The sequence below is a fragment of the Streptomyces sp. NPDC049687 genome, from assembly GCF_044465285.1.
In the GTDB taxonomy this organism is placed as follows: domain Bacteria; phylum Actinomycetota; class Actinomycetes; order Streptomycetales; family Streptomycetaceae; genus Streptomyces.
On record NZ_JBITLN010000003.1, the window covers coordinates 573,547 to 596,833 of the forward strand.

Here is a 23,287-nt window from a genome sequence, read left to right on the forward strand (position 1 = left end):
CGCGGAGCGCGGCGCCCCTTGCGGAGCGGAGAACAGCGAGGTCAGTTCGATGAGAGGTCTCCCATTCGGTACAGGGCCGTCCAGGCACCTGGCGTGCCGTGGCCGGGCACAGCGGTCCTACAGCTTGCTCATCTTGGCGTACGGACTCAGGATCCGCTCTTGGGTGGAACCGAAGTCCACAAGAGCCGCGATCCCCTCCTCGATGCCGATCACTCGGCCGAGGCCGTGCATGTCGTGGGTGACCTGGTCTCCCACGGCGAATTGTTTGAGGGGCGGCGGGATCGGGGCCTTGAAAGGGCTCGTGGGCAGATGACGCTTGGGTGCAGCTGATTTTGTCATTGCTCGCCAGTATGCGCCTGCGGGCTTCCGTTCGCGACGGCCGTCCACCTCCGTTGTTCGGCGATGCGCGCGGACCGGCCCCCGCCCGTCGGCGTCACGAAGGCGTTTGGGGGCGACGGTGACGTGGTGGCGTCCGGACACGTGAGCCGTTCCACAGTTCACACATAGCGCACAATCGGGTCATCCGTCTCGTCATGGTTTCCCGCCCCCTCGGGAAGGATCTCCTCGGCCGGGGAAGCGGTACCGGTATGAGATTCCTCGTACGCGACCGGCTCCTGGCCCTCGGTGACGACTACTGGATCGAGGACGACCGCGGCAACAAGGTGTACCTCGTCGACGGCAAGGCGATCCGGCTGCGGGACACCTTCGAGCTGAAGGACACGCAGGGGCGGGTCCTGATCGACATCCACCAGAGGATGTTCGCCCTGCGCGACACGATGGTGATCGAACGGGACGGCGAGCCGCTGGCCACCGTCCGGCGCAAGCGGCTGTCGCTGCTGCGCAACCACTACCGGGTGTCCCTGGCGGACGGCAGCACGGAGCTGGACGTCAGCGGGAAGATCCTCGACCGGGAGTTCGCGGTCGAGTACGACGGTGAACTGCTCGCCGTCGTCTCCCGGCGTTGGCTTCACGTGCGGGAGACGTACGGCGTCGACGTCGTACGGGAGGACGCGGACCCGGCGCTGCTGATCGCGGTGGCGGTGTGCGTGATCCACCTGGCGGACAAGGAGCGGAACGATCGCGACGACTAGGGCGTGTTTCGAAAGTAGCGTCGTCCGCCCGGAGGGCGGGGCCCGCGGCGTCTGGTGCGGTGCATCGCAAGGCGGAGGGTCGTCCGCGTACCGGGCGTACGCGGGCGATCCCGACAACGGGGCGAGGCGCCGTGCCAGGCGTCGCGGGCCAGACGGGACTTTCGAAACACGCCCTAGGACGACTGGGACGTCGGGGCGGAACGGGTCGTCCGGGAGGCCTCGCGGTCGTGGTGGTCGTGGTGGTGATGGTGGTGGCGAGAGCCGCCGTTGTCGTCCGAGTCCGTGCAGCCGCCCGCCGGAGGTGCCTCCTCGTCGACGGGGTCGGATGCCGGGGGAGCAGGAGTCTCCGGTTCCTGGGTCCCGTGGCCCGGCGACCGCGGATCCTGGTCCGAACCGCCGGGCTCGGCGGGGGCGACGGGGGGCGGAGGGGCGTCTCCCGGATCGGGTTCGGCCGGGGGAGGCGTGGTGTCGTCGGCCGGCGGCTTCTGCCGCGGCGACGGGTCGGCGGCCGGCTCCTCGGCGGATTCGTCGGTCGATGTGCCGGCCGGGGTGTCGGCCGTGTCCCCACCGGACGTTTCGGATCGGCCGCCGTCGGGTGTCTCCTGCGCGGACGCTCCCCGCGTGACCGGTACCACGTCCGCCGCCCCCGGACGCCGTACGACCGGAGCCGCCACGGCCGGATCGCGCGCCTCCCTGTCCCGCGTCACCGGCTCCCGCCCCACCGGGACGTCCGCCACCGGCGCCTCGGCCACCACCGGCCCCTTGCTCGGCGCGGCCGACGTGCCGGGCCCGGCGTCCACCGAGCCGAGGGCTATGCACACGGCGACGACACCCGCCACGGCGACCCCCGCCGCGCCGGAGATCGCGACCGAGGTCTTCGAGGCCCCGGGCACGGCATGCCGCACCCCGTGCAGCACCGCGCCCCCGGGTCCGCCCGCCGCGGCCGCCACGCCCGTGGAGCCCGCCGACCCGGCGAGCAACGGCACCAGGAAACGACCCGCTCCCCCCAGCGCGAACACCAGCAGGGCCGGGCCGACGAGCGCGGGCAGCCGGTTGTTGGCGCTCATCAGGGCGGCGAGCCGTGCGCGGCAGTCGTCGCAGGTGTCGACATGGCCGAGCAGCCGCTCGGACTGGCGTGCCGTGGCCGCGCCGCGCACATAAGCGGGCATGCGGGCGCAATACACCTGGCAGGCGGGGTCGTCCGGGACGCCGGTCTGGGTGCTGAGGTAGGCCTGCCGCATGCCCTCACGGGCGCGGTGCAGCAGTACGGCCGTCGCGCCCTGCTTGGTGCCGAGCTGCGGCCCGATCGACGCCAGCGGCTGGCCCTCCGCCTCGGCGAGCCACAGCGCCTTCACCCATCGCTCGGGCAACTGGCTCAGCACCCGCATCAGCAGGTCGACGGAGGACACCTGGTCGGCCGGGTCGTCCCGGTGCGCGTCGGTCCCCGCGGGCACCTCGTCGGTCTGCGGATCCCGGGGCGTCTCACGGGGGGCGCTCCCCGCGGCGATCGCGAGATGCCGCACCGTCGTCCTGAGGTACGCGGGCACGTTGTCGATCTCGTGCCCCGCCGACAGCCTGCGCCAGACCCGGAAGTGCGCCTCGGCGACGAGGTCCTCGGCGGTCCAGGCGTTCCTGGTGAGCGAACGCGCGTACGCGACGAGACGGGGCTGCTGCTCCTCGTAGATCCGGGCGTAAGCAGCGGTGGAACCTTCGGTCATGACAGCAACGCTCCAGTTGCCCGCGAAGGGGGGAGATGGGTTTGTCAGCCTAGATGACAAAACTTTCAACTACAGTTGCGACCCTCGCGCAACGTGAGACAGGTCACATCAAGTGCCGTCCCGTCTCGCGTAATCCGGACCCCCTCCACACGGTCGAGAGGCACGTCAAGCACACCGAACTCCGGAGACCGACCGTGTACATCACCGTGGAACAGCCCACAGGGGCCCGCCTGATCACTCGCGCCCAGGAGATCGCGGTCCCCGTCACCCTGCGCTACACGTCCGACGACCCGCTCGCCGTCCATTTCGTGTTCCCGGCCTGCGTCACGCTCGACGGCGAACGGGCCACCTGGGTCTTCGCCCGCACCCTGCTGGCGGAGGGGCTGGTCGCCCCGTCCGGGATGGGCAGCGTGCACATCTGGCCGTGCGGCCCGTCCGACACGATCGTGGAACTCCACGCGCCGCAGGGAGTGACCATGCTGCGGTTCGGCTCGGCCACGCTCCACCGCTTCCTGCTGCGGTCGTACACCGTGATCGAGGCGGGCGAGGAACTGCGGGGTCGCGTCCTGGACAGGGACGTGGCGGCGCTCCTCGACGGCGTGTGACCGGCAGACCTGGTGCTGCGGAGGCGGAAGAAGGGCAGGTCAGCGCCGAGGAGTCGTCAGCCCGAGCACCCGGTCCTTCAGAGCCGGGAACTGCTCTCGGGTCGTGGCGACCTTCGCCGGGTCGAAGTCGACGGTGAGGACCTGCTCGCCGGGGCCGGCCTCGGCGAGGACCTCGCCCCACGGATCCACCACGATCGAGTGACCCGCCTGCGGAACCCCGGCGTGCGTCCCGGCCGTTCCGCACGCGAGCACGAACGCCTGGTTCTCGACCGCCCGCGCCTGGGCCAGCAGCGTCCAGTGCGCCCTGCGGCGCTCCGGCCAGCCCGCGGGGACGACGAGGGTCTCGGCGCCGGCGTCGACGAGCCCGCGGAACAGTTCGGGGAAACGGAGGTCGTAGCAGGTGGCCAGGCCGAGGGTCGTCCCGGGGAGACGGACCGTCACGAGGTCGCGGCCCGCGCCCATCAGCACGGCCTCGCCCTTGTCGAAGCCGAAGCGGTGGATCTTGCGGTAGGCGGCGGCCGGCTCACCGGAGGGGGAGAAGACGAGAGAGGTGTTGTAGAGAGGGCCGTCAGGGTCACGCTCCGGGATCGAGCCCGCGTGCAGCCACACGCCCGCGTCGCTCGCGGCCTTGGACATCGCCTCGTAGGTCGGGCCCTCCAGCGGCTCGGCCTCGCTGCCGAACTCCTCGTAGGCGAACGCCCCGGTCGTCCACAGCTCCGGCAGCACCACGAGATCCGCGGCACCGGCCTGCTCCCGCACCAGCGAGGCGACCCGCCCCCGCCGCGATTCGACCGATTCACCCTCTTCTACGGCGATCTGGATCAGAGAGGCGCGCACACTACCACCGTCCTGGCATTCGAGTCGTCGACACGGGCCTACGATCGTCACACGAAAGCACTGCCGGGGTGCCTCGCAGCAGCGTAACTTAGCGTTTCACGACATCCGCCGACAGCCGCCGACCGTCACCGCCTCCCGCTGGCAACGCCGCCACCCGCCGCCACCACCGCCCGTGTACCGACCGCCGAGGGGTCCCGTTCCGTGAGTCTGCATCCCACCCTCCAGCCCTACGCCGACGCCTGGACCCACTCCATCGAAGCGATATCCGAGCTGGTGCAGCCGCTTGTGGAGGGCGAGTGGAACTGGCGGACCCCGTGCCCCGGCTGGTCGGTCCGCGATGTGGTCTCCCACGTCATCGGCCTCGACAGTGAGATGTACGGCGATCCGCGCCCGATCCACTCACTCCCGCGCGATCTCTTCCACGTCACCACCGACCTCCAGCGGTACATGGAGATGCAGGTCGACGTCCGCCGCCACCACACCGCGCCGGAGATGACGTCCGAGCTGGAGCTGATGATCATCCGCCGCAACCGTCAGCTGCGCAACGAGTCGCGCCAGCCCCAGACGACCGTGCGCGGGCCCCTCGGCACGGAGCTCACGCTGGAGGAGTCCATGCGCAACCACGCGTTCAACGTGTGGGTGCACGAACAGGACCTGCGCGCCGCACTCGGCCGGCCGGGGAACCTCGACTCCCCCGGCGCGCACATCGCCCGGGACGTCCTCCTCGCCGAGCTGCCGTCGGTCGTCGCCGAACGCGCCGACGCCCCGCGCAGCTCCGCGGTCGTCATCGATGTGAACGGCCCGATCGAGTTCCTGCGCACCATCCGCGTCGACATCCAGGGCCGCGGCACCCTGGAGACGGTCCCCGCGCTCGGCCCCGCCGCCTCCTTCTCCCTCGACTGGGAGACGTACGTCCGGCTGGCCTGCGGCCGGGTCACCCCGGAGGCGGTCGCCGACCGGGTGAAGGCGGAGGGGGAGCCCGCGCTGACCGCGGCCATCCTGCGCAACTTCGCGGTCACCAAGTAGTCCGCGAGCGGGTGCGACGGAACGGGCCCGCCGTGGGGATCACGACGGGCCCGTTCGAAGGTGGCGTGCGCAGGTCAGCTGATCTTCGCGTAGCCGTAGGTGATGAGCTTCTTCACGTCCGCCGTGCGGCTCGCCGCGTCGGGGGCCGTGAGGACGGTACCCATCACCGACTCCCCGTTGAGGGTGGCGGCGAAGATGAGGCAGTACTTGGCCTCCGTACCGGAACCCGTCTTCACACCCAGCGTGCCGTTCCAGCCGAGCAGCGTGTTGGTGTTGGTCCAGGCACCCATGGTGCGGGTGGAACCGGTCTTGGTGATCGTCTTCGCCGTGTACGACTTCGTCTTCACGACCGCCTTGAACGTGGAGTTCTTCATCGCGCTGCGGGCGAGCAGCGTCAGGTCGCGCGGCGTCGAGGCGTTGGCGCCCTTGCTGATGCCGTCGAACGAGTCGAACTTCGTGTTCGTCATGCCCAGGCTCTTCGCCATGGTGTTCATCTTGGCGATGAAGTTCTTCGTGCGGGCCGCGACGGTCGTGCCGGAGCCGAACTTGTCGGCGAGGGCCATCGCCGCGTCGCAGCCGGACTGCAGCATCATCCCGTAGAGGAGCTGACGAACGGTGACCTTGTCACCCACGATCAGACGGGCGGACGAAGCGCCGTTCGCCACGATGTAGTCGCTGTACGCCTTCTTGATCGTGACCTTGGCGTCCAGGTTCAGATTTGCCTGCGAGAGCACGACCTTCGCGGTCATGGCCTTCGTGGTGGAGGCGGTGAGCCTCTTGATGTCGGCGGACTTGCTGTAGAGCGTCTTACCCGTCGTGCTGTTCATCAGGTAAGCGCCCTTGGCCGTGATGGTGGGCGTGGTGACAGCCTGAGCGGGAGCCGCGGTGAGGACTCCTCCGGCGAGCACTGCACTGGCCGTGAAGACCACGGCGGCGGCTCTGCGAACTCGGATGCCCTTGGTGGCGGTTATCAACTGAAATACCCCGATTAAGTCGAATGCCCCTGAGTGCGGCCGAGTTGCATGGGGAAAGTTGGTGGGGCCGCACGTGTGTGACACGTAAGTAGCACAGAAGGTTGTGCGCTTGCTGGGACGACATTCTGACGACCCGTGGTTCCCTTCCGAATGCTGGACATCCGTGCGATGCGTACGTGTTGTATCTATCCTGTGGTCATGTCGTCCACCTCGACCCCGACCGCTCCCGCCCCCAACCCCGCCTCCCTCAAGCAGCCGCCCGCCGCCGACCGCGTCTACGCCCACGTCAAGCAGGGCGTCCTGGACCGCCGTTACGAGGGCGGCACCCTCCTCACCGAGGGCGAGCTGGCCGAGGCGGTCGGCGTCTCCCGTACTCCCGTACGCGAGGCGCTCCTCCGTCTGGAGGTGGAGGGCCTGATCAAGCTCTACCCGAAGAAGGGCGCGCTGGTCCTGCCGGTCTCCGCGCAGGAGATCGCGGACGTGGTGGAAACCCGGCTGCTGGTCGAGGAGCACGCGGCGCGCAAGGCCGTCCCCGCGCCGGCCGGTCTGATCGAGCGCCTGGAGGAACTGCTCGCGCGGCAGAAGGAGCAGGCGGCGGCGGGCGACCTGGCGGCGGCGGCCGTGACGGACCGCTGCTTCCACGCGGAGATCGTCCGCAGCGGAGGCAACGAGATCCTCTCCCGGCTCTACGACCAACTCCGCGACCGCCAGCTGCGCATGGGCGTCGCCGTACTGCACTCCCACCCCGACCGCGTCGCGAAGACGCTCACCGAGCACGAGGAGATCCTGGAGGCGCTGCGCGCGGGTGACGCCGAGGCGGCCGTGGGAATCGTCCACCGGCACGTCGGCTGGTTCTCGCATCTGGCGCGGGGTGAGGTCCGATGAGCCGCACCCGTCCCGGTACGAAGTCCACCCTTCCGGGTGACCCGCCCGGCGGGCGCCGTGCGGCAGCTGTCTGGGGGATCGGCGTCTCCGTCTACTTCGTCGCCGTCATCTTCCGTACGTCGCTGGGGGTCGCCGGCCTCGACGCGGCCGACCGCTTCCACGTGAACGCCTCGGCCCTGTCGACCTTCTCGATCCTGCAGCTCCTGGTCTACGCGGGCATGCAGATTCCGGTCGGCCTGCTGGTGGACCGCCTCGGCACCAAGCGGATGCTGACGATCGGCGTCGTCCTCTTCACCACCGGCCAGCTCGGTTTCGCCTTCTCCCCGTCGTACGGCATGGCCCTCGCCTCCCGGGCACTGCTCGGCTGCGGGGACGCGATGACGTTCATCAGCGTGCTGCGCCTCGGCACCCGCTGGTTCCCGGCGCGCCGGGGCCCCATGGTGGCCCAGCTGGCCGGCCTGGCGGGGATGGCGGGCAACCTGGTCTCCACCCTCCTGCTGGCCCGGCTGCTGCACGGGATCGGCTGGACGGCGGCCTTCGCGGGCAGCGCGGGGGCGGGGGTCGTGGTGCTGGTCCTCCTCGTCCTCTTCCTGAAGGACCACCCCGAGGGCCATGAGCCGGCGCCCTTCCCGCACCGGGGCGCCGCGTACGTCCGCCGCCAGATCGCCGCGTCCTGGCGGGAGCCGGGGACGAAGCTGGGTCTGTGGGTGCACTTCACCACCCAGTTCCCGGCGATGGTGTTCCTGCTCCTGTGGGGCCTGCCGTTCCTCGTGGAGGCCCAGGGCCTGTCCCGGGCGGCGGCGGGCGAACTGCTGACCCTGGTGGTCCTGTCCAACATGGTCGTGGGCCTGGTCTACGGCCAGATCGTCGCCCGGCACCACGGGGCGCGGCTCCCGCTGGCGCTGGGCACGGTGGGCGCGACGGCGTTCATGTGGGCGGCGACCCTGGCGTACCCCGCCGACCACGCACCGATGTGGCTCCTCGTCGTCCTCTGCACGGTCCTGGGCGCCTGTGGCCCCGCCTCCATGCTCGGCTTCGACTTCGCCCGCCCCGCGAACCCGCCCGAGCGCCAGGGCACGGCCTCCGGCATCACCAACATGGGCGGCTTCGTGGCGTCCATGACGACCCTGTTCGCGGTCGGCGTGCTGCTGGACGCGACCGGCGGCGACTACACGATCGCCTTCTCGGCGGTGTTCGTCCTCCAGGCGCTCGGCGTCAGCCAGATCCTGCGCCTGCGCACGCGGGCGGCCCGACGGGAGCGGGAGCGGCTGGTGGCCAGCCGGGTGGAGACGGTGCACGTACCGGCGTAGGCAGCCGGGGTAAGAGCTCCGAACAGCAGTGGAGTCCGATCAGCTCGCGGGCCGGGCTCCACCGTTGTTCGGAGCTCTAAATCCGGTTGTCCGCCCGCCTGTCCGGCAACTACCGTCTGGCGCCATCGACGTGTGGCTCAGGAGTCGGAGCGCCGGGCTGCAAACCCGGAGGGCGCGGGGGCGGAACCCGCCACGTCGGCTCATCGGCGTGTAGCTCAACAGTGAGAGCACCGGGCTCGGGACCCGGAGGGAGCGGGGGCGGCACCCGCCACGTCGGCTTATGAACGACGACGCTGACCAGCAGCACCTCGCACAGGCCGACCCGGGCTACGCGTCCGGCCAACTGGCCAAGGCGCTCAGGACCGCGCTCACCCACCACGACCCCGACACCCGCCACCGGGCCGGGGAGCGGGGCCGCTCCTGGCGGGCCGTCCTGGCCGGCATGGCGGAGGGCCTGTTGACGATCGGCTCCCGCACACCCGTCTCGGGACTTCCGGCCTGGGTGACACCCGAGGTCCTGCGGGGCGGCTTCGCCACCGGGGAGCCCAGCGCCGGGGGTCCCCTGACGGAGTACGAGGCGGAGGCGGCGCGCCTCGCCGGGGTGCCGCCGGAGCGGCGGGCGCTGTTCGCGTACTGGCTGTCGGAGGACGGGCTCGGCCGGCTCCACGGTCTTCTGGACAGCGGACGCTACGAGGTGACCGTGCCCGAGGAGGCCGCCCTGCTCACCGTGGCCTGGCTGGTCCGGGCCGGTGAGACCGACGCGGCACTCGAACTCGTGGCGGAACTGGCCCCCTTCGCCGGGCGGCTGCGGTTCACCCCTCGGCCGGCCGGCCACCCCGCGCCCGACGCGGCGTCGGTGCACCGGGTGACCGTCGGCGAGGCCGGCGACACCCTGCTGCGGCGCCGGCCCAGCAGGGCCGTGGAGACGCAGCGGGAGGCGCTGGCCGTGTGGCAGCCCTTCGGCGACGAACTCCTCACGCACTGGCTGGAGACGGCCGACGACGAGGGAACCGTCCGGGTCCCGGCGCGCGCCACGCACGCCGGCTGGTACGTGCGGGGCGCGGCGCTGCTGAGCCGTTACCGCGAGCTCGCGCGCCGGCACACGTACTGCACCAAGCACCTCGACCCCAAGCAGAACCTGGCGATCCTGCGAGGTGCGCTGGAGGAGACGGTGGCCGGACGGGGACCGGACGCGCGCCGGCTCGGGCTGCTGCGGCATGCCGTCACCTCGATGGTGCGGCGGCGCGGACTGCCCGGTTCCGCACGGCACACGGCTCTGCGCCGGGAGCAGGCAGGGCAGGCGGCCCTGCCCTCGCACCACGCGCTGGCCCAGCTGGTGCTGGGACGGCTGGCGGTGCTGGAGCAGGAGACGGGCGTGGCCGAGGTCGAGCCGCTGCTCGTCCCGGTGACCGAGGGCGAGGCCCGGGAGACCGGGCTGCCCGTGGGCGCGGTGGTCCCGGCCGCCGTCCGCAGGCCTGTCGAGGCCGCGCTGAGCGCTCCGCTGCCCACGCTGGTGGAGCGCGGTGTGGTGCCCTCGGCGGAGGTACTGGCCGAGCTCGTCCCGCAGCTGGTCGCCGCCACCACCGCCCAGGCCTACCCGGACCGCGCCCTGCGCACCCTCGCGGCCGCGAACCACCGCGCGTTCGCGGGCCGCCGTTCGCTGCTGCTGCTCAACCTCCAGTCGCAGGTGCGGATGGAGGAGCTGCCGTGGGTACGGGCCGTGGCCGGACAGCGTGCCGAGGGCGGGGCGGGCGAGGTGTCGGCCGTAGCGCTGCGGCAGCTGGGCGAGCTCGCCGTGCAGGCGTTCCCCGCCACGATCCTGCCGAACCCGCTGGTCCGCGAACTGTCCGTGCTCGCCCGCCAGGCCGACCTCGGAGCGCCCTTCGTGGAGGAGCTCGCCGCCGACATCTTCATGGGCACGTTCAGCCCGAAGTTCCTCACCGCGGCACGGATCGCGGCGGACCTGCTCGGTGGTGGCTCGCTCTACGAGCGCTACTACGCCGTCGACTACCGGGCCGTGCGGAACATGGCGATCGAGGAGTCGGCGGCGCAGGCGCTTCGGCAGCGGACCTCACCGGGGTTCGCGAAGCTGTGCGTGGCGCGGGCCGGGGCCGGTTCGCGGAAGCGGTCCTCCTGGTCGGTGGCCGGGAACGGCAAGGTGATCGAACAGGCGCAGATCCTCACCACGCACAACCTGGCCACCCTGGTCCACCGCGTGGGTATCGCCCCGGCCGCGGGATGGGAGGATCTGGCCCGCCGCTGCTTCGTCGTCGTGTGCCGGCTGACCGGCCGCGTCCACGGCGATCCGCGGCCGCTGAGCACGATCAAGGACGTGGCCTACGCCTGGCGGCAGATGGTGTTCCACCTGTCCCTGTGTGCCGAGCGGGAACAGGCCCGGACTCTCACCTGGCTGTCCGAGGAGGCGTCCCGCCACCCGGCCCATGTCGCCGCGCGCCTCGCCCCCGCGCTGACCGGCCTGCGGCAGGTCGCCGAGGGCGGCCGGGCCGACGACGGCACCGGCCGCCTGCTGCTCGGCTGGAGCACCGACGGCCACTGGCTACGGCACGAGCCGCGGCGGAGCTGACCGCGCCCGGAGCCGCGCGCCCACTCCGGGCGCTCGGCTCCCGACGGCTGACGGCCGGCGTCTGCTCACGCCCAGGTGATCAGCCGCTTCGGCTGTTCGAGGATCGCCGCCACGTCCGCCAGCACCTTCGAGCCCAGCTCCCCGTCCACCAGACGGTGGTCGAAGGAGAGTGCCAGGGTCGTCACCTGGCGGGGCTTCACCTTGCCCTTGTGGACCCATGGCTGGAGCCGGATCGCGCCGACCGCGAGGATCGCGGACTCGCCGGGGTTCAGGATGGGGGTGCCGGTGTCCACGCCGAAGACACCGACGTTGGTGATCGTCACCGTGCCGCCCTGCATGGCGGCCGGGGACGTCCTGCCCTCACGTGCCGTGGAGATCAGCTCGCCGAGTGACTCGGCCAGCTGCGGCAGCGTCTTCGCGTGCGCGTCCTTGATGTTCGGGACCAGGAGACCGCGGGGGGTAGCCGCCGCGATGCCCAGGTTGACGTAGTGCTTGACCACGATCTCCTGTGCGGCCTCGTCCCAGGAGGCGTTGATCTCCGGGTTCCGCCTGATCGCGACCAGCAGGGCCTTGGCGATCAGCAGCAGCGGGCCGACCCGCAGGCCCTGCATGTCCTTGTCCTGCTTCAGCTCATCGACGAGCTTCAGCGTGCGGGTGACATCCACTGTCACGAACTCGGTGACATGCGGCGCCGTGAACGCCGAGCCGACCATCGCCGCCGCCGTCGCCTTGCGGACACCCTTGACCGGGATACGGGTCTCGCGTGCCGTGTCGTACGACGGGACCGGCGCCGGCGCGGGGGTCGTGACCTGGACCGGGGCCTGCGTCACCGGCTCGGGCGCGGGGGCCTCGGTCGGGGCCGCCGCCGCGTGGACGTCCTCCCGCGTGATGATGCCGTCCGGGCCGGTCGGGACGACCGTGGCGAGGTCGACGCCCAGGTCCTTGGCCAGCTTGCGCACCGGCGGCTTCGCCAGCGGGCGCTCCTTGACGGCCGGGGCGCTGCCGTGGCCGTTCAGCTCCGTCTGGACGGCTGCCGCCGCGGGCTCCTGGACGGGGATCACGGGCCCCTTGCGGGGACGGCGCTTAGTGGAGGAGGCGGCCACGCCGTAGCCGACGAGCACCGGCTGACGGCCGGAACCCTCCGGCTTCTTCTCGGGGGCCCCGGTGGCCGCCGCGGCCGGGGCCGGGGTGGCCGCCGCGGGAGCCGGTGACTCGGCCGGGGCCGCGCCGCCCGTCACGTCCACCGCGATGATCGGCGTGCCCACGTCCACCGTGGTGCCCTCGGGGAAGTGGAGGTCGCGGACCACACCGTCGTAGGGGATGGGGAGTTCCACGGCGGCCTTGGCCGTCTCGACCTCGCACACCACCTGGCCGTCGGTGACCGTGTCGCCGGGCTGGACGTACCACTTGAGGATCTCGGCCTCGGTGAGGCCCTCGCCCACGTCCGGCATCTTGAACTCGCGTACGGACGCTTCCGTCATCGTCGTCACGACCCTCTCCTCAGTACGCCAGGGCACGGTCGACGGCGTCGAGCACCCGGTCCAGACCCGGCAGGTACTCCTCCTCCAGGCGCGCCGGCGGGTAGGGGGCGTGGTAGCCGCCGACCCGGAGCACCGGGGCCTCCAGATGGTAGAAGCAGCGCTCGGTGATCCGGGCGGCGATCTCCGCGCCGGAGCCGAAGAACACCGGGGCCTCGTGGACGACGACCAGGCGGCGGGTCTTCTCGACCGACGTCTGGATGGAGTCGAAGTCCAGCGGGGAGACCGAGCGCAGGTCCAGGACCTCAAGGTTCCTGCCCTCCTCGGCGGCCGCGGCGGCGACCTCCAGGCAGAGCTTCACCATCGGTCCGTAGGCGGCGAGGGTCAGGTCGGTGCCCTCGCGGACCACCTGGGCCCTGTGCAGCGGGCCGGGGATGGCCTCGGTGTTGACCTCACCCTTGTCCCAGTAGCGGCGCTTCGGCTCGAAGAAGATCACCGGGTCGTCGCTCTGGATGGCCTGCTGCATCATCCAGTACGCGTCCGACGCGTTGGAGGGGGTGACGATCTTGAGGCCCGAGACGTGTGCGAAGAGGGCTTCCGGGGACTCCGAGTGGTGCTCGACCGCGCCGATGCCACCGCCGTACGGGATGCGGACGACGACCGGCATCTTGACCTTGCCCAGGGAGCGGGCGTGCATCTTCGCGAGCTGGGTGACGATCTGGTCGTAGGCCGGGAAGACGAAACCGTCGAACTGGATCTCCACCACGGGGCGGTAACCGCGCAGGGCCAGGCCGATCGCCGTGCCGACGATGCCCGACTCGGCCAGCGGGGTGTCGATGACGCGGCTCTCGCCGAAGTCCTTCTGCAGGCCGTCCGTCACCCGGAACACGCCGCCGAGCTTGCCGACGTCCTCGCCCATGATGACGACCTTGGGGTCCGCCTCCAGGGCTCGGCGCAGCGACTCGTTGATCGCCTTGGCCAGGGCCATGGTCCTCACAGTGGTGTCGGCCATCTCACTTACCCCCGTCTTCGTCCGCGAACGACGCCTGGTAGGCGGCGAACTGGGCACGCTCCTCGTCGACGAGCGCGTGCCCGTCCGCGTACACGTTCTCGAAGATGGCGAAGTGGTCCGGGTCCGGCATGGCACGGACCGCTTCGCGCACTCGCCTGCCCAACGCCTCGCTCTCGGTCTCGAGTTCCGCGAAGAATCCCTCGTCCGTGTGGTTTGAGGTCTCCAGGTGGCGGCGGAGGCGCAGGATCGGGTCCTTCGCCTCCCAGGCCTCGCGCTCCTCGTCGGCCCGGTACTTCGTCGGGTCGTCGGAGGTGGTGTGGGCGCCCATCCGGTAGGTGTACGCCTCGACGAGGGTGGGGCCCTCGCCGTTGCGGGCCCGCTCCAGGGCCCAGCGGGTGACCGCGAGGCAGGCCAGCACGTCGTTGCCGTCGACGCGGACGCCCGGGAAGCCGAAGCCCTGCGCGCGCTGGTAGAGCGGCACACGGGTCTGCTTCTCGGTCGGCTCGGAGATCGCCCACTGGTTGTTCTGGCAGAAGAACACCACCGGCGCGTTGTAGACGGCGGAGAAGGTGAACGACTCGGCCACGTCGCCCTGGCTGCTCGCGCCGTCGCCGAAGTAGGCGATCACCGCGGAGTCGGCGCCGTCCTTGGCGATGCCCATCGCGTACCCGGTCGCGTGCAGCGTCTGGGAGCCGATGACGATCGTGTAGAGGTGGAAGTTGTTGCCGTTGGGGTCCCAGCCGCCGTTGTTCACCCCGCGGAACATGCCGAGCAGGTTGGTCGGGTCGACCCCGCGGCACCAGGCGACGCCGTGCTCGCGGTAGGTCGGGAAGACGTAGTCGTCGTCGCGCAGCGCCCGGCCGGAGCCGATCTGGGCGGCCTCCTGCCCGAGCAGCGACGCCCACAGGCCCAGCTCGCCCTGGCGCTGCAGGGAGGTGGCCTCGGCGTCGAAGCGGCGGGTGAGCACCATGTCGCGGTACAGGCCGCGGAGCTCTTCGGGGGTGACGTCGGCGACGTACTTGTCGTACGCCGCGTTCTCCGCGTTCTTGACGCGCTCGCCCTCGGGCGTCAGCAGTTGTACGAGCTGCGGCTCGGTGCCTGGCGCGTTCCTTGCGGTCGTGCGCTTGCCGGCCGTGCTCTTGGTTCCGGCGCTGCGTCGCGGTTTGCGCGCGGCAGTGCTCTCCACGGTCACGTGTGCTCCTCCGTCGGTCCGGCTACCCGGGTTCGCCGGGTGCCAGTGCGGCTCACCCGCGCCCCCGCGGACGCACAGGGTGGGTGCGGCCGTGTCGGGCACAGGCGTGACAGGTGCCCCGGCGAGCGCCCTGCAACAGGCACGTTACCCAGTGCTCCACATTTCTGTGAAACCCCTCCTGACCTGCGTTTTTGCTTGGATTTCCAAGTAAATCGCGAAATCGGGAACTCTTCCTGGTCACAGCCTTGCAGGCGGCCGGAACAACGGCACGTTATCTCGGTGACCCAGGTCACGGGAAGAGCCCACGGATGGCGTAGGGCGACCGGGATGGCGGAGTCGGATTCCAGCCATGCCGCTCGCGCCTGTGCACCGCCCCGCCGACCCCGACGAACTCGCCCGGCCACGCCACCTGGAACGGCGCGTCCTGCTGGAGCGGCGTGCAGGCCCGCGCGGAGGAGCCGTACGCGCCACCGCGATCTTCTTCTTGCGCCCCGAGGCGGATCTAGGCGGATCGAGGCGGATCACGACGCGGACCGAGGCGCGGACCGAGGTGGGTGGACGGTGACCGACGGAAGCGTCGGTCAGCCGCCGAGGCCCGCGCCGAGGCTGGTGCTGCCCTGGTTCGTGCCGCTGGTGGTCCCCTCGGTCTCGCCGTTCCCGCCGTCCGCCGTCCCCGGGTCGCCCGTGTTCGTCTCCCCGCCCGTCGGCTCGTTCGAGGTCTGCGGGTCCGTCTCCTCGTTCGAGGGCTCGCTGGTGGCCGTCTCGGAAGGCGTGTACGACGGGCTGCTGTACGAGGGGGAGGACGGCTGCGAGTAGCCCGAGCCGGAGCCCGAACCGGTGCTGTCGTCCGAGGTGTCGTCCGAGGACTCCTCGGACGCCTCGTCGGTCGGCGACTCGCTGGAGTCTTCCTTGGTCGCGGACTGCGAGGCGCTCGGCGACTTGGTGGTGTCGGCGTCGCCGCTGCCCGTGCCCTTGTTGTTCAGCGCGAGCGCGACACCGGCGGCGATCGCGATCACCGCGAGGACGGCCAGGATCCACAGTTTGCCGCGGCCGCTGCCCTTGTTGCCGTGCCCCTCGAAGCCGCCGTCGTCGCTGTTGCCGTAGCCCGTGGGCAGGATCGGCTGGGGGATCTGCGAGGTGCTGGAGCCGTCGTGCTGGGGCATCACCGCGGTGCCCGCGTAGGGGCTCGCGGCCGTGCCCCGGCCGTCGGGCAGGGCGACCGGGCCGGTGTTCCAGGTGCCGGTGTGGCCGCCCTGGTCGTACAGCATCTGCAGCGCGTACTGGACGAGTCCGCGCATCTCCTCGGCCGTCTGGAACCGGTCGTCGGGTTCCTTGGCGAGGGAGCGCATGACGAGACCGTCGAGTTCCGGCGGGCACTCGCCGCCCGAGGTCTGCGACGGCGGCACCGGAATGTCCTGAACGTGCTGGTAGACCACCGACAGCGGCGTCTCGCCGGTGAACGGGGGCCGCAGCGCGAGCAGTTCGTAGAGGAGGCAGCCCGTCGCGTACAGGTCGGAGCGGTGGTCGACCGCCTTGCCGAGCGCCTGCTCCGGGGAGAGGTACTGCGGGGTGCCCATGACCATGCCGGTCTGCGTCATCGTCGTGGACGCGCCGTGCAGGGCGCGCGCGATGCCGAAGTCCATCACCTTGACCGCGCCGTTGTGCGTGATGATCACGTTCGCCGGCTTGATGTCGCGGTGCACGATGCCGTGCTGGTGCGAGTAGGCGAGCGCCTCCAGCACACCGGAGGTGATGATCAGGGCCTGCTCGGGGCCCGGCGCCTCGGCGTTGAGGAGCAGGTCGCGAATCGTGCGCCCCTCGACGATCTCCATCACGATGTACGGCACGCTCTGGCCGCCCACGAAGTCCTCGCCGGAGTCGTACACGGCGACGATCGCGTGGTGGTTGAGGCCGGCCACCGACTGGGCCTCGCGCGTGAAGCGGGCCTTGGACACCGGGTCCTCGGCGAGGTCGGCGCGCAGCAACTTGACCGCGACGGTGCGTCCGAGGCGCACGTCCTCGGCCGCGAACACCTCGGCCATACCGCCCCGGCCGAGTCTCCGGGTCAACCGGTACCTGCCGTCGCCGACCAGCCCGCCGTTGCCCCAGTTCTCCGGCGCGTCTGACATACCGCCGCCAGTCGCCTCGGGGTCGGACGGGCCCTGAGCGCGCTGCTGTGCCATCAGTCCTCGCCGTCGTTTCTGCCCGCGGTGCGCGCGGTGTTGTTACGGTCTCCGTCGGCCACGCTACAGCCTCCGCGCAAGCCTCCGGTCCTGGATGAGCCCCTGCCGAGCTCCGCCGCCGGTCCGAGACGGACCGGTCATCAAACCTGTCGTGCCTACCGCCGTGCAAATTCCGTGTACCGGCCGTACAGCACCTGTAACGCTTGCGCGACGCTTCTTTCTCGTAGGGTCACGGAACGGGCACCGAGCTTGACGTGTCAGTGCCCTGCGGCAGACTTGGCCGGGAATAGCACTTTCGATCAAGGGCAGTCAACGGCGGCGAAGACGGCCGGCGACGGACAACGGCGCCTGAGGGCCAACGGGGGACGCGGAACATGAGCCAGGACGGCGCACAGGGCGGGCACGCGGCGCGGGCCATCGCCGGCGGCCGCTATCAGCTGCGCGACTTGCTCGGCCAGGGCGGCATGGCCTCGGTGCACCTCGCGTACGACTCCGTGCTGGACCGCCAGGTGGCGATCAAGACGCTCCACACCGAACTGGGCCGCGAGCAGGCCTTCCGCGAGCGCTTCCGCCGCGAGGCCCAGGCAGTGGCCAAGCTCACGCACACCAACATCGTCTCGGTCTTCGACACCGGCGAGGACGAGGTGGGCGGCCTGACGACGCCGTACATCGTCATGGAGTACGTCGAGGGCCGCCCGCTCGGCTCGGTGCTCGACGAGGACGTACGCCGACAGGGCGCGATGCCCGCCGACAAGGCACTGAAGATCACCGCGGACGTGCTGGCCGCACTGGAGATCAGTCACGAGATGGGACTGGTCCACCGCGACATCAAGCCCGGCAACGTGATGATGACCAAGCGCGGGGTCGTCAAGGTGATGGACTTCGGCATCGCGCGGGCGATGCAGTCCGGTGTGACGTCGATGACACAGACCGGCATGGTCGTCGGCACCCCGCAGTACCTCTCGCCCGAGCAGGCCCTCGGCCGTGGCGTGGACGCCCGCTCCGACCTGTACTCGGTCGGCATCATGTTGTTCCAACTGGTCACCGGGCGGTTGCCGTTCGACGCGGACTCGCCGCTGGCGATCGCGTACGCGCATGTGCAGGAGGAGCCGGTGGCGCCCTCCTCGATCAACCGGTCGCTGCCGCCCGCCGTGGACGCGCTCGTCGCCCGCGCGCTGAAGAAGAACCCGAACGAGCGCTTCCCGACCGCTGTCGCCATGCGCGACGAGTGCCTGCGCGTCGCCGCCTCCTTCCAGCCGGCCCCGCCGAGCATCGTCCCGGGCACCCCCACGCAGAGCGGCGCGGGCGTCGGCTCCGCCGTGTTCCCGCCGGTCGGGCAGCACACCCCCCAGCCGCCGGTGGGCAACGTCCAGACGCCGTACCAGCCGGCCCCGGGCCCGAACCCCTACGGCGCCCCCACCCCCGCCCAGTCGTACGGCTACCCGCAGCAGGGCGGCTACCAGACGCCCGCCCCGGCCTACGGCCACCAGCAGGGGCCGCCCACGCCGCCGGCGTACAACCTCTCCCCGCGGCCCTCCACCCCGGCGCCCTCGGGCGGCGGGAGCAAGGGCAACAAGCCGGTGGTCATCGGTTCGGCCCTGGTCGCGGTGGTGGCGGTGGGCGCGCTCCTGACGAGCCTCGCGCTCGACGAGGGCAGTGACAACGGCGGCAGCGGCGGCTCCAGCGCCTCCCCGACGGCCACGAGATCAGTGGGCTATCGCGGTCCGGACACGTCCAAGACGATCGAGTCGACCGAGTGCTCGGAGCCGGACGAGTCGTACAACGACCCGGACAAGGTCCGGGTGCCCGACTTCAAGTTCAAGTACATCGAGTCGGTCAAGTCCTGCTTCCAGGCCGCGGGCTGGAAGATGAAGATCAAGTACGTGGACGAGAACACCTACGGCGACGGCGCGGTCATGGACCAGTTCCCGTCCGCCGGGACGGACGTCGACCCGAAGGACATGCCGGAGATCGAGCTGAGCGTGTCGACGGGCAACCCGGCCTCCTGAGAACGGCACACGGAACGCCCTGGGAACGGCCCCCAGAAAGAAGGGCCCGGCTTCTCGGCCGGGCCCTTGGTCGTCTACGGCTCTGACAGTGCGCTTGCTTACCGGCAGGGGCGCTGTACCTACAGGTACGGCCCGCCCGAACGGCCGCCCGCGCGCGGCTCGTCGGCGCCTTCGACACTCATACCCGGCGGCAGCGCGCGGCGCATCTGCTCCAACTGCGCGCGGGCGGCCATCTGCTGGGCGAACAGGGTGGTCTGGATGCCGTGGAAGAGGCCCTCCAGCCAGCCGACCAACTGTGCCTGCGCGATGCGCAGTTCCGCGTCGCTCGGGGTGGAGTCCTCGTTGAACGGCAGGGAGAGCCGCTCGAGTTCCTCCACGAGCTCCGGCGCCAGGCCGTCCTCCAGCTCCTTCACCGAGCTGGCGTGGATCTCCTTGAGCCGGGCCCGGCTCGCCTCGTCCAGGGGAGCCGCGCGCACCTCCTCCAGCAGCTGTTTGATCATGCTGCCGATGCGCATGACCTTCGCCGGCTGCTCGACCTGCTCCGTCACCGGGATCTCGCGGGAGTCATCGTCGGCGCCGAGTGCCATGCCGTCCTGGCCCACGACCAGGATCTTCTGGGCGTTCTCCGACGATCTTTCGTTCCTCGGCATCTCCATGCCGCCATTCTCTCGCACCGGTCCACTTCATCACCGTGGTGCCCCCCTCGGAGGGTGATCCACCGTTTCCGCCGGGCCCGGGCGCGCCGAGACGGCCGACACCCGTTCGGAACAGCCCGGAATGCGGCGTGATCTCCGGAATGCGAGGCTTATGGCCTCATTCCTAGCCATTCCTTGGCATTCCTTGGCCACTGACACCGGGAGGGGGTCACGGGCGTGACTCCATGGCGGCGGGGGTTGTGCGCGGTGGGGGTGGGAGCGGTCCTCGTGCTGCCCGCAGGCGGGTACGCGTACGGGACCGCGTCGACGTACGGCGTCGTCTCGGCGTCGGCCACCCCGGCCCCCTCCTCCCCCGAACCCGACCGGGCCGGGAGCCGGGCCGGTGAGGGGCGGGCACGTCCCGGACGGGCGGACGAGGACGAGGCGGAGGACGAAGTGGAGGACGAGGTGGAGGACGAGGACGCGGGCCAGGAGGAGGGCGCGGACGAGGACGGGACCGTGGACAGCCCGGACGAGTCCGACGCCTCTGCCGAACCCGAACCCGACGCCGACGCCGACGCCGTGACGGAGTCGCCGGGGGACGGCGCCGTCGCGCCGGTGGGCTCCGAGGCGCCGCAGGACGGCGTGGGCCGGGCCGCCGCACAGGGGGAGCGGGCCGAGGAGCCCGTGCTGCGGATCCTCCCGCTGGGCAGCGGGCTGGTCCTCATCGGACTCGGCCTGGCCCTCGGTCTCGCCGCCCTGCGACTGCGCCGCTCCTGAGCGCCCCGCACGGCTCTCTACGGCGTGACCAGCAGCACCTTGCCGACATGGCCGCTGTCCTCGACGACCCGGTGAGCGGCGGCCGCGTCGCTCATCGGGACCTCGCGGTCGACGACGGGCCGGACATGACCGTCCGCGATCAGCGGCCAGACGTGTTCGCGTACGGCCGCCACGATGGCCGCCTTCTCCCCCAGCGGACGGGCGCGCAGCGAGGTCGCGCTGATGGCGGCGCGCTTGCCGAGCAGCACGCCGATGTTCAGCTCGCCCTTGATTCCGCCCTGCATGCCGATGATCGCGAGCCGTCCGTTGACCGCGAGGCTCCGGATGTTGCGGTCCAGGTACTTGGCGCCCATGTTGTCGAGGATGACGTCCGCGCCGGCGCCGCCGGTGGCCTCCTTCAGCTCGGCGACGAAGTCCTGCTCCCGGTAGTTGATCAGAATGTCCGCGCCCAGCTCGGCGCAGTGGTCCAGCTTCTCCTTGGTGCCCGCGGTGACCGCGACCCTCGCGCCGACGGACTTGGCGAGCTGGATCGCCATGGTGCCGATGCCGCTGGAGCCGCCGTGCACGAGCAGCGTCTCACCGGGGCGCAGATGGGCGATCATGAAGACGTTCGACCAGACCGTGCAGGTCACCTCGGGGAGCGCGGCGGCCCGCGTCAGGTCGATGCCCTCGGGCGCGGGCAGCAGCTGGCCGGCCGGGACGGCGACCTGCTCGGCGTAACCGCCGCCCGCGAGCAGCGCGCACACCTCGTCGCCGACGGCCCAGCCGGAGACGCCGGGACCGAGCGCGGCGATCCGCCCGGAGCACTCCAGGCCGGGATAGGGGGAGGCGCCGGGCGGCGGCTCGTAGAAGCCCTGCCGTTGCAGGAGGTCGGCGCGGTTGACGGCGCTGGCCGCCACCTCGACCAGGACCTCGCCCTCGCCGGGTACGGGATCGGGGACCTCGTCCCACACCAGCGCCTCAGGACCACCAGGTTCGGGAATCGTGATCGCATGCATGAGGGCGACGCTACCGCTCGGCGTTCCCGTCCGTGCGGGGTGCGGGAGGCAGCGGCGGGACGGCGGCCCCGCTTGCTGCCCGCGTCGTGCCGGACTCGTCCACGCGCACGATCGTGATCAGGCGGTCCGTCGGCTCCAGTACGCCGATGGCGGGGTCGTCGTAAGGGAGGACCCGGTGTCCGCGGACGACGCTGACCACCAGGTCGGCCGTCTCGCGCGGGCCGCGGCCCACCTCCGCCTTGGTGACGGTCCGCTCGGCCAGGTCCAGGCCGCTGCCCTGCTGTATGAGGTCCTCCATGACCAGGCCCGCCCAGGGGCTGAGCACGGACAGTCCCAGCAGCCGGCCGGCCGCTCCGGCGCTGGTGATGACCTCGTCGGCGCCGGACTGCTTGAGCAGCGGCGCGTTCTCCTCCTCGCGCACCGCGGCCACGATCTTCGCGCCGGGGTTGAGCTGGCGGGCCGTCAGCGCCACGAGGACGGCCGTGTCGTCGCGCTGGGTGGCGATGATGATCCGCCCCGCCCGCTGCACCTCGGCCCGCCGCAGCACGTCACTGCGGGTGGCGTCCCCGACCACGCCCTCGTAGCCCTCGGCCGTGGCCGCGTCGATCACCTTCGCGCTGGGGTCGATCACCACGACCTGGTCCTTGCGCAGCCCCGACGTGCAGACGGTCCGGATCGCGGACCGCCCCTTCGTACCGAAGCCGACGACGACGATGTGGTCGCGCAAGAGGACCTCCGGGGCAGGAACAGACGGGGGGTCTTGGAACGTGTTGCTCCATGACGGGCACGGACCCGCCGGGAACCATGGTGCCCATCGATCGGATCACGGCCACAGGGGGCGCGCGATGAAGGACCAGGAACGACAGTCCACCGGCCCGGTGAGGCTCTCCCTCTTCAGGTCCCTCTGGTACCGCTCGCGTACGGAGGCCAGGGACGACGCCGAGGCGGGGCGCTCCATCACGATGCCGGTGAGCGTCGGCGCGCCGCCGCTGCAGCAGGTGCTGCGCCGCCTGGCCCTCGGCCTGCTGGTGCTGGCCCTGACCACGCTGATCGTCTACGCCGACCACGACGGCTACCACGACAACTCCGACGGCTCGGTCGACTTCCTCGACGCCGCCTACTACGCCACCGTCACGCTTTCCACCACCGGTTACGGCGACATCACTCCCGTCAGCGACACCGCCCGGCTGGTCAACATCCTCGTCATCACCCCGCTGCGCGTGCTGTTCCTGATCATCCTGGTCGGCACGACCCTGGAGGTGCTCACCGAGCGCACCCGCCAGCAGGTCCGCATCCACCGTTGGCGCATGCGGACGCGGGGTCACGTCGTGATCGTCGGATACGGCACGAAGGGCCGGCACGCGGTGGAGACGCTCGTCGGGCAGGGCATCACCAAGGACCGGATCGTGGTCGTGGACGCCCAGCACAAGGCGGCCGGCATGGCCGGCGACGACGGGCTGGTGGCGGTGACCGGCGACGCCACCAGCAGCGAGGTGCTGCGGCGGGCCGAGGTCCAGCACGCCTCCCGGGTGATCGTCGCTCCCCAGCGGGACGACACGGCCGCCCTGGTCACCCTGACGGCCCGCCAGCTGAACCGGCGCGCCACGATCGCCGTCGCCGCCCGGGAGGACGAGAACGTGCCGCTGCTCCGGCAGTCCGGTGCGGACACCGTGGTCACCAGCTCCTCCTCGGCCGGCCGGCTGCTCGGCGTCTCCATGGTCAGCCCGACCGTGGCCAGGACCCTGGAGGACCTGATGACCCTCGGCAGCGGCCTGGACCTCGTCGAACGTCCCGTCACCGAGAAGGAGGCGGGACAGTCGCCACGCAGTTCCGCTGACCTGGTCGTGGCGGTCGTCCGGGGCGGGGAACTGCTCGACTACGCCGACCCCCGGCTCACCCGTCTCCAGGAGGGGGACCACGTGATCACGGTCCGTCGCGCGACGGCCCCGGCGCCCGATCAGACGTGACGA

General features: G+C 71.3%; 20 protein-coding genes, 2 tRNA genes and 1 pseudogene. 12 read left to right on the forward strand and 11 right to left on the reverse strand.

Annotated features, from left to right (window positions below; genetic code table 11):
• Positions 1-117: 117 nt before the first annotated feature.
• Positions 118-339: a CarD family transcriptional regulator gene (locus tag ACIBVL_RS12530; protein WP_399097210.1), complete on the reverse strand. Its 222-nt coding sequence runs from the start codon at positions 337-339 to the stop codon at positions 118-120.
• A gap of 248 nt (positions 340-587) precedes the next feature.
• On the opposite strand from ACIBVL_RS12530, the gene ACIBVL_RS12535 reads away from it, so the two are divergent.
• The gene (locus ACIBVL_RS12535; protein ID WP_399096255.1) at positions 588-1,091 is read left to right on the forward strand and encodes an LURP-one-related/scramblase family protein; all 504 of its coding nucleotides are present in this window, start codon (positions 588-590) and stop codon (positions 1,089-1,091) included.
• Positions 1,092-1,264: 173 nt separating this feature from the next.
• Here the strand turns inward: ACIBVL_RS12535 and ACIBVL_RS12540 are convergent, their stop codons facing one another.
• Positions 1,265-2,809, reverse strand: coding sequence for a sigma-70 family RNA polymerase sigma factor (locus tag ACIBVL_RS12540; RefSeq protein WP_399096258.1), 1,545 nt, complete (start codon positions 2,807-2,809; stop codon positions 1,265-1,267).
• A gap of 194 nt (positions 2,810-3,003) precedes the next feature.
• Between ACIBVL_RS12540 and ACIBVL_RS12545 the strand changes: the two genes are divergently transcribed.
• Positions 3,004-3,414 (forward strand): SsgA family sporulation/cell division regulator, encoded by a 411-nt coding sequence (locus tag ACIBVL_RS12545; protein ID WP_399096261.1) that lies wholly within the window; start codon positions 3,004-3,006, stop codon positions 3,412-3,414.
• 39 nt (positions 3,415-3,453) lie between these two features.
• Here the strand turns inward: ACIBVL_RS12545 and ACIBVL_RS12550 are convergent, their stop codons facing one another.
• Complete coding sequence (locus ACIBVL_RS12550; RefSeq protein ID WP_399096264.1) at positions 3,454-4,251, reverse strand: carbon-nitrogen family hydrolase; 798 nt, start codon at positions 4,249-4,251, stop codon at positions 3,454-3,456.
• 201 nt (positions 4,252-4,452) lie between these two features.
• Between ACIBVL_RS12550 and ACIBVL_RS12555 the strand changes: the two genes are divergently transcribed.
• Positions 4,453-5,277: a maleylpyruvate isomerase family mycothiol-dependent enzyme gene (locus ACIBVL_RS12555; RefSeq protein ID WP_399096267.1), complete on the forward strand. Its 825-nt coding sequence runs from the start codon at positions 4,453-4,455 to the stop codon at positions 5,275-5,277.
• 74 nt (positions 5,278-5,351) lie between these two features.
• Here ACIBVL_RS12555 and ACIBVL_RS12560 read toward each other — a convergent pair whose 3' ends face one another.
• Entirely contained in the window at positions 5,352-6,230 is an 879-nt protein-coding gene (locus ACIBVL_RS12560; RefSeq protein WP_399097212.1) for a D-alanyl-D-alanine carboxypeptidase family protein, read from the reverse strand.
• 219 nt (positions 6,231-6,449) lie between these two features.
• Between ACIBVL_RS12560 and ACIBVL_RS12565 the strand changes: the two genes are divergently transcribed.
• The 5 genes from ACIBVL_RS12565 to ACIBVL_RS12585 all read left to right on the forward strand — a co-directional run bounded on the left by ACIBVL_RS12565 (position 6,450) and on the right by ACIBVL_RS12585 (position 11,030).
• Positions 6,450-7,136 carry a GntR family transcriptional regulator gene (locus ACIBVL_RS12565; RefSeq protein WP_399096270.1) on the forward strand — a complete coding sequence of 229 codons (687 nt, stop codon included), beginning with the start codon at positions 6,450-6,452 and terminating at the stop codon, positions 7,134-7,136.
• Complete coding sequence (locus ACIBVL_RS12570) at positions 7,133-8,446, forward strand: nitrate/nitrite transporter (protein ID WP_399096274.1); 1,314 nt, start codon at positions 7,133-7,135, stop codon at positions 8,444-8,446. Before ACIBVL_RS12565 ends, ACIBVL_RS12570 begins: the two co-directional genes overlap by 4 nt.
• A 126-nt stretch (positions 8,447-8,572) precedes the next feature.
• Positions 8,573-8,645: transfer RNA gene (locus tag ACIBVL_RS12575), tRNA-Cys, on the forward strand.
• A gap of 5 nt (positions 8,646-8,650) precedes the next feature.
• Positions 8,651-8,723: transfer RNA gene (locus ACIBVL_RS12580), tRNA-Pro, on the forward strand.
• Between the two features lie 3 nt (positions 8,724-8,726).
• Positions 8,727-11,030 carry a hypothetical protein gene (locus ACIBVL_RS12585; RefSeq protein WP_399096277.1) on the forward strand — a complete coding sequence of 768 codons (2,304 nt, stop codon included), beginning with the start codon at positions 8,727-8,729 and terminating at the stop codon, positions 11,028-11,030.
• A gap of 65 nt (positions 11,031-11,095) precedes the next feature.
• Here ACIBVL_RS12585 and ACIBVL_RS12590 read toward each other — a convergent pair whose 3' ends face one another.
• Genes ACIBVL_RS12590 through pdhA form a run of 3 tightly spaced genes read right to left on the reverse strand, consistent with a single transcriptional unit; the run spans position 11,096 to position 14,712 of the window.
• Positions 11,096-12,520: a dihydrolipoamide acetyltransferase family protein gene (locus tag ACIBVL_RS12590; protein ID WP_399096280.1), complete on the reverse strand. Its 1,425-nt coding sequence runs from the start codon at positions 12,518-12,520 to the stop codon at positions 11,096-11,098.
• 10 nt (positions 12,521-12,530) lie between these two features.
• The gene (locus tag ACIBVL_RS12595) at positions 12,531-13,520 is read right to left on the reverse strand and encodes an alpha-ketoacid dehydrogenase subunit beta (RefSeq protein WP_399096283.1); all 990 of its coding nucleotides are present in this window, start codon (positions 13,518-13,520) and stop codon (positions 12,531-12,533) included.
• A gap of 1 nt (position 13,521) precedes the next feature.
• Entirely contained in the window at positions 13,522-14,712 is a 1,191-nt protein-coding gene (gene pdhA, locus ACIBVL_RS12600; protein WP_399096286.1) for a pyruvate dehydrogenase (acetyl-transferring) E1 component subunit alpha, read from the reverse strand.
• Positions 14,713-15,061: 349 nt separating this feature from the next.
• On the opposite strand from pdhA, the gene ACIBVL_RS12605 reads away from it, so the two are divergent.
• The gene (locus tag ACIBVL_RS12605) at positions 15,062-15,277 is read left to right on the forward strand and encodes a hypothetical protein (RefSeq protein ID WP_399096289.1); all 216 of its coding nucleotides are present in this window, start codon (positions 15,062-15,064) and stop codon (positions 15,275-15,277) included.
• 16 nt (positions 15,278-15,293) lie between these two features.
• Here the strand turns inward: ACIBVL_RS12605 and ACIBVL_RS12610 are convergent, their stop codons facing one another.
• Positions 15,294-16,898 carry a protein kinase gene (locus tag ACIBVL_RS12610; RefSeq protein WP_399097215.1) on the reverse strand — a complete coding sequence of 535 codons (1,605 nt, stop codon included), beginning with the start codon at positions 16,896-16,898 and terminating at the stop codon, positions 15,294-15,296.
• 371 nt (positions 16,899-17,269) lie between these two features.
• On the opposite strand from ACIBVL_RS12610, the gene ACIBVL_RS12615 reads away from it, so the two are divergent.
• Complete coding sequence (locus ACIBVL_RS12615) at positions 17,270-18,904, forward strand: protein kinase (RefSeq protein WP_399096292.1); 1,635 nt, start codon at positions 17,270-17,272, stop codon at positions 18,902-18,904.
• 119 nt (positions 18,905-19,023) lie between these two features.
• Here the strand turns inward: ACIBVL_RS12615 and ACIBVL_RS12620 are convergent, their stop codons facing one another.
• Complete coding sequence (locus ACIBVL_RS12620) at positions 19,024-19,560, reverse strand: bacterial proteasome activator family protein (protein WP_399096295.1); 537 nt, start codon at positions 19,558-19,560, stop codon at positions 19,024-19,026.
• A 216-nt stretch (positions 19,561-19,776) separates the two neighbouring features.
• Here ACIBVL_RS12620 and ACIBVL_RS12625 point away from each other — a divergent pair, with 216 nt between their 5' ends.
• Positions 19,777-20,319, forward strand: coding sequence for a hypothetical protein (locus ACIBVL_RS12625; RefSeq protein WP_399096298.1), 543 nt, complete (start codon positions 19,777-19,779; stop codon positions 20,317-20,319).
• Positions 20,320-20,336: 17 nt separating this feature from the next.
• Here the strand turns inward: ACIBVL_RS12625 and ACIBVL_RS12630 are convergent, their stop codons facing one another.
• Both ACIBVL_RS12630 and ACIBVL_RS12635 read right to left on the reverse strand, forming a co-directional pair.
• Positions 20,337-21,317, reverse strand: a complete 981-nt coding sequence (locus tag ACIBVL_RS12630; protein WP_399096301.1) for an NAD(P)H-quinone oxidoreductase — start codon at positions 21,315-21,317, stop codon at positions 20,337-20,339.
• Between the two features lie 10 nt (positions 21,318-21,327).
• Positions 21,328-22,044, reverse strand: a pseudogene (locus ACIBVL_RS12635) (potassium channel family protein); the annotation flags it as partial.
• Positions 22,045-22,162: 118 nt separating this feature from the next.
• Here ACIBVL_RS12635 and ACIBVL_RS12640 point away from each other — a divergent pair.
• Positions 22,163-23,284 carry a potassium channel family protein gene (locus ACIBVL_RS12640; protein ID WP_399096304.1) on the forward strand — a complete coding sequence of 374 codons (1,122 nt, stop codon included), beginning with the start codon at positions 22,163-22,165 and terminating at the stop codon, positions 23,282-23,284.
• Positions 23,285-23,287 lie beyond the last annotated feature (3 nt).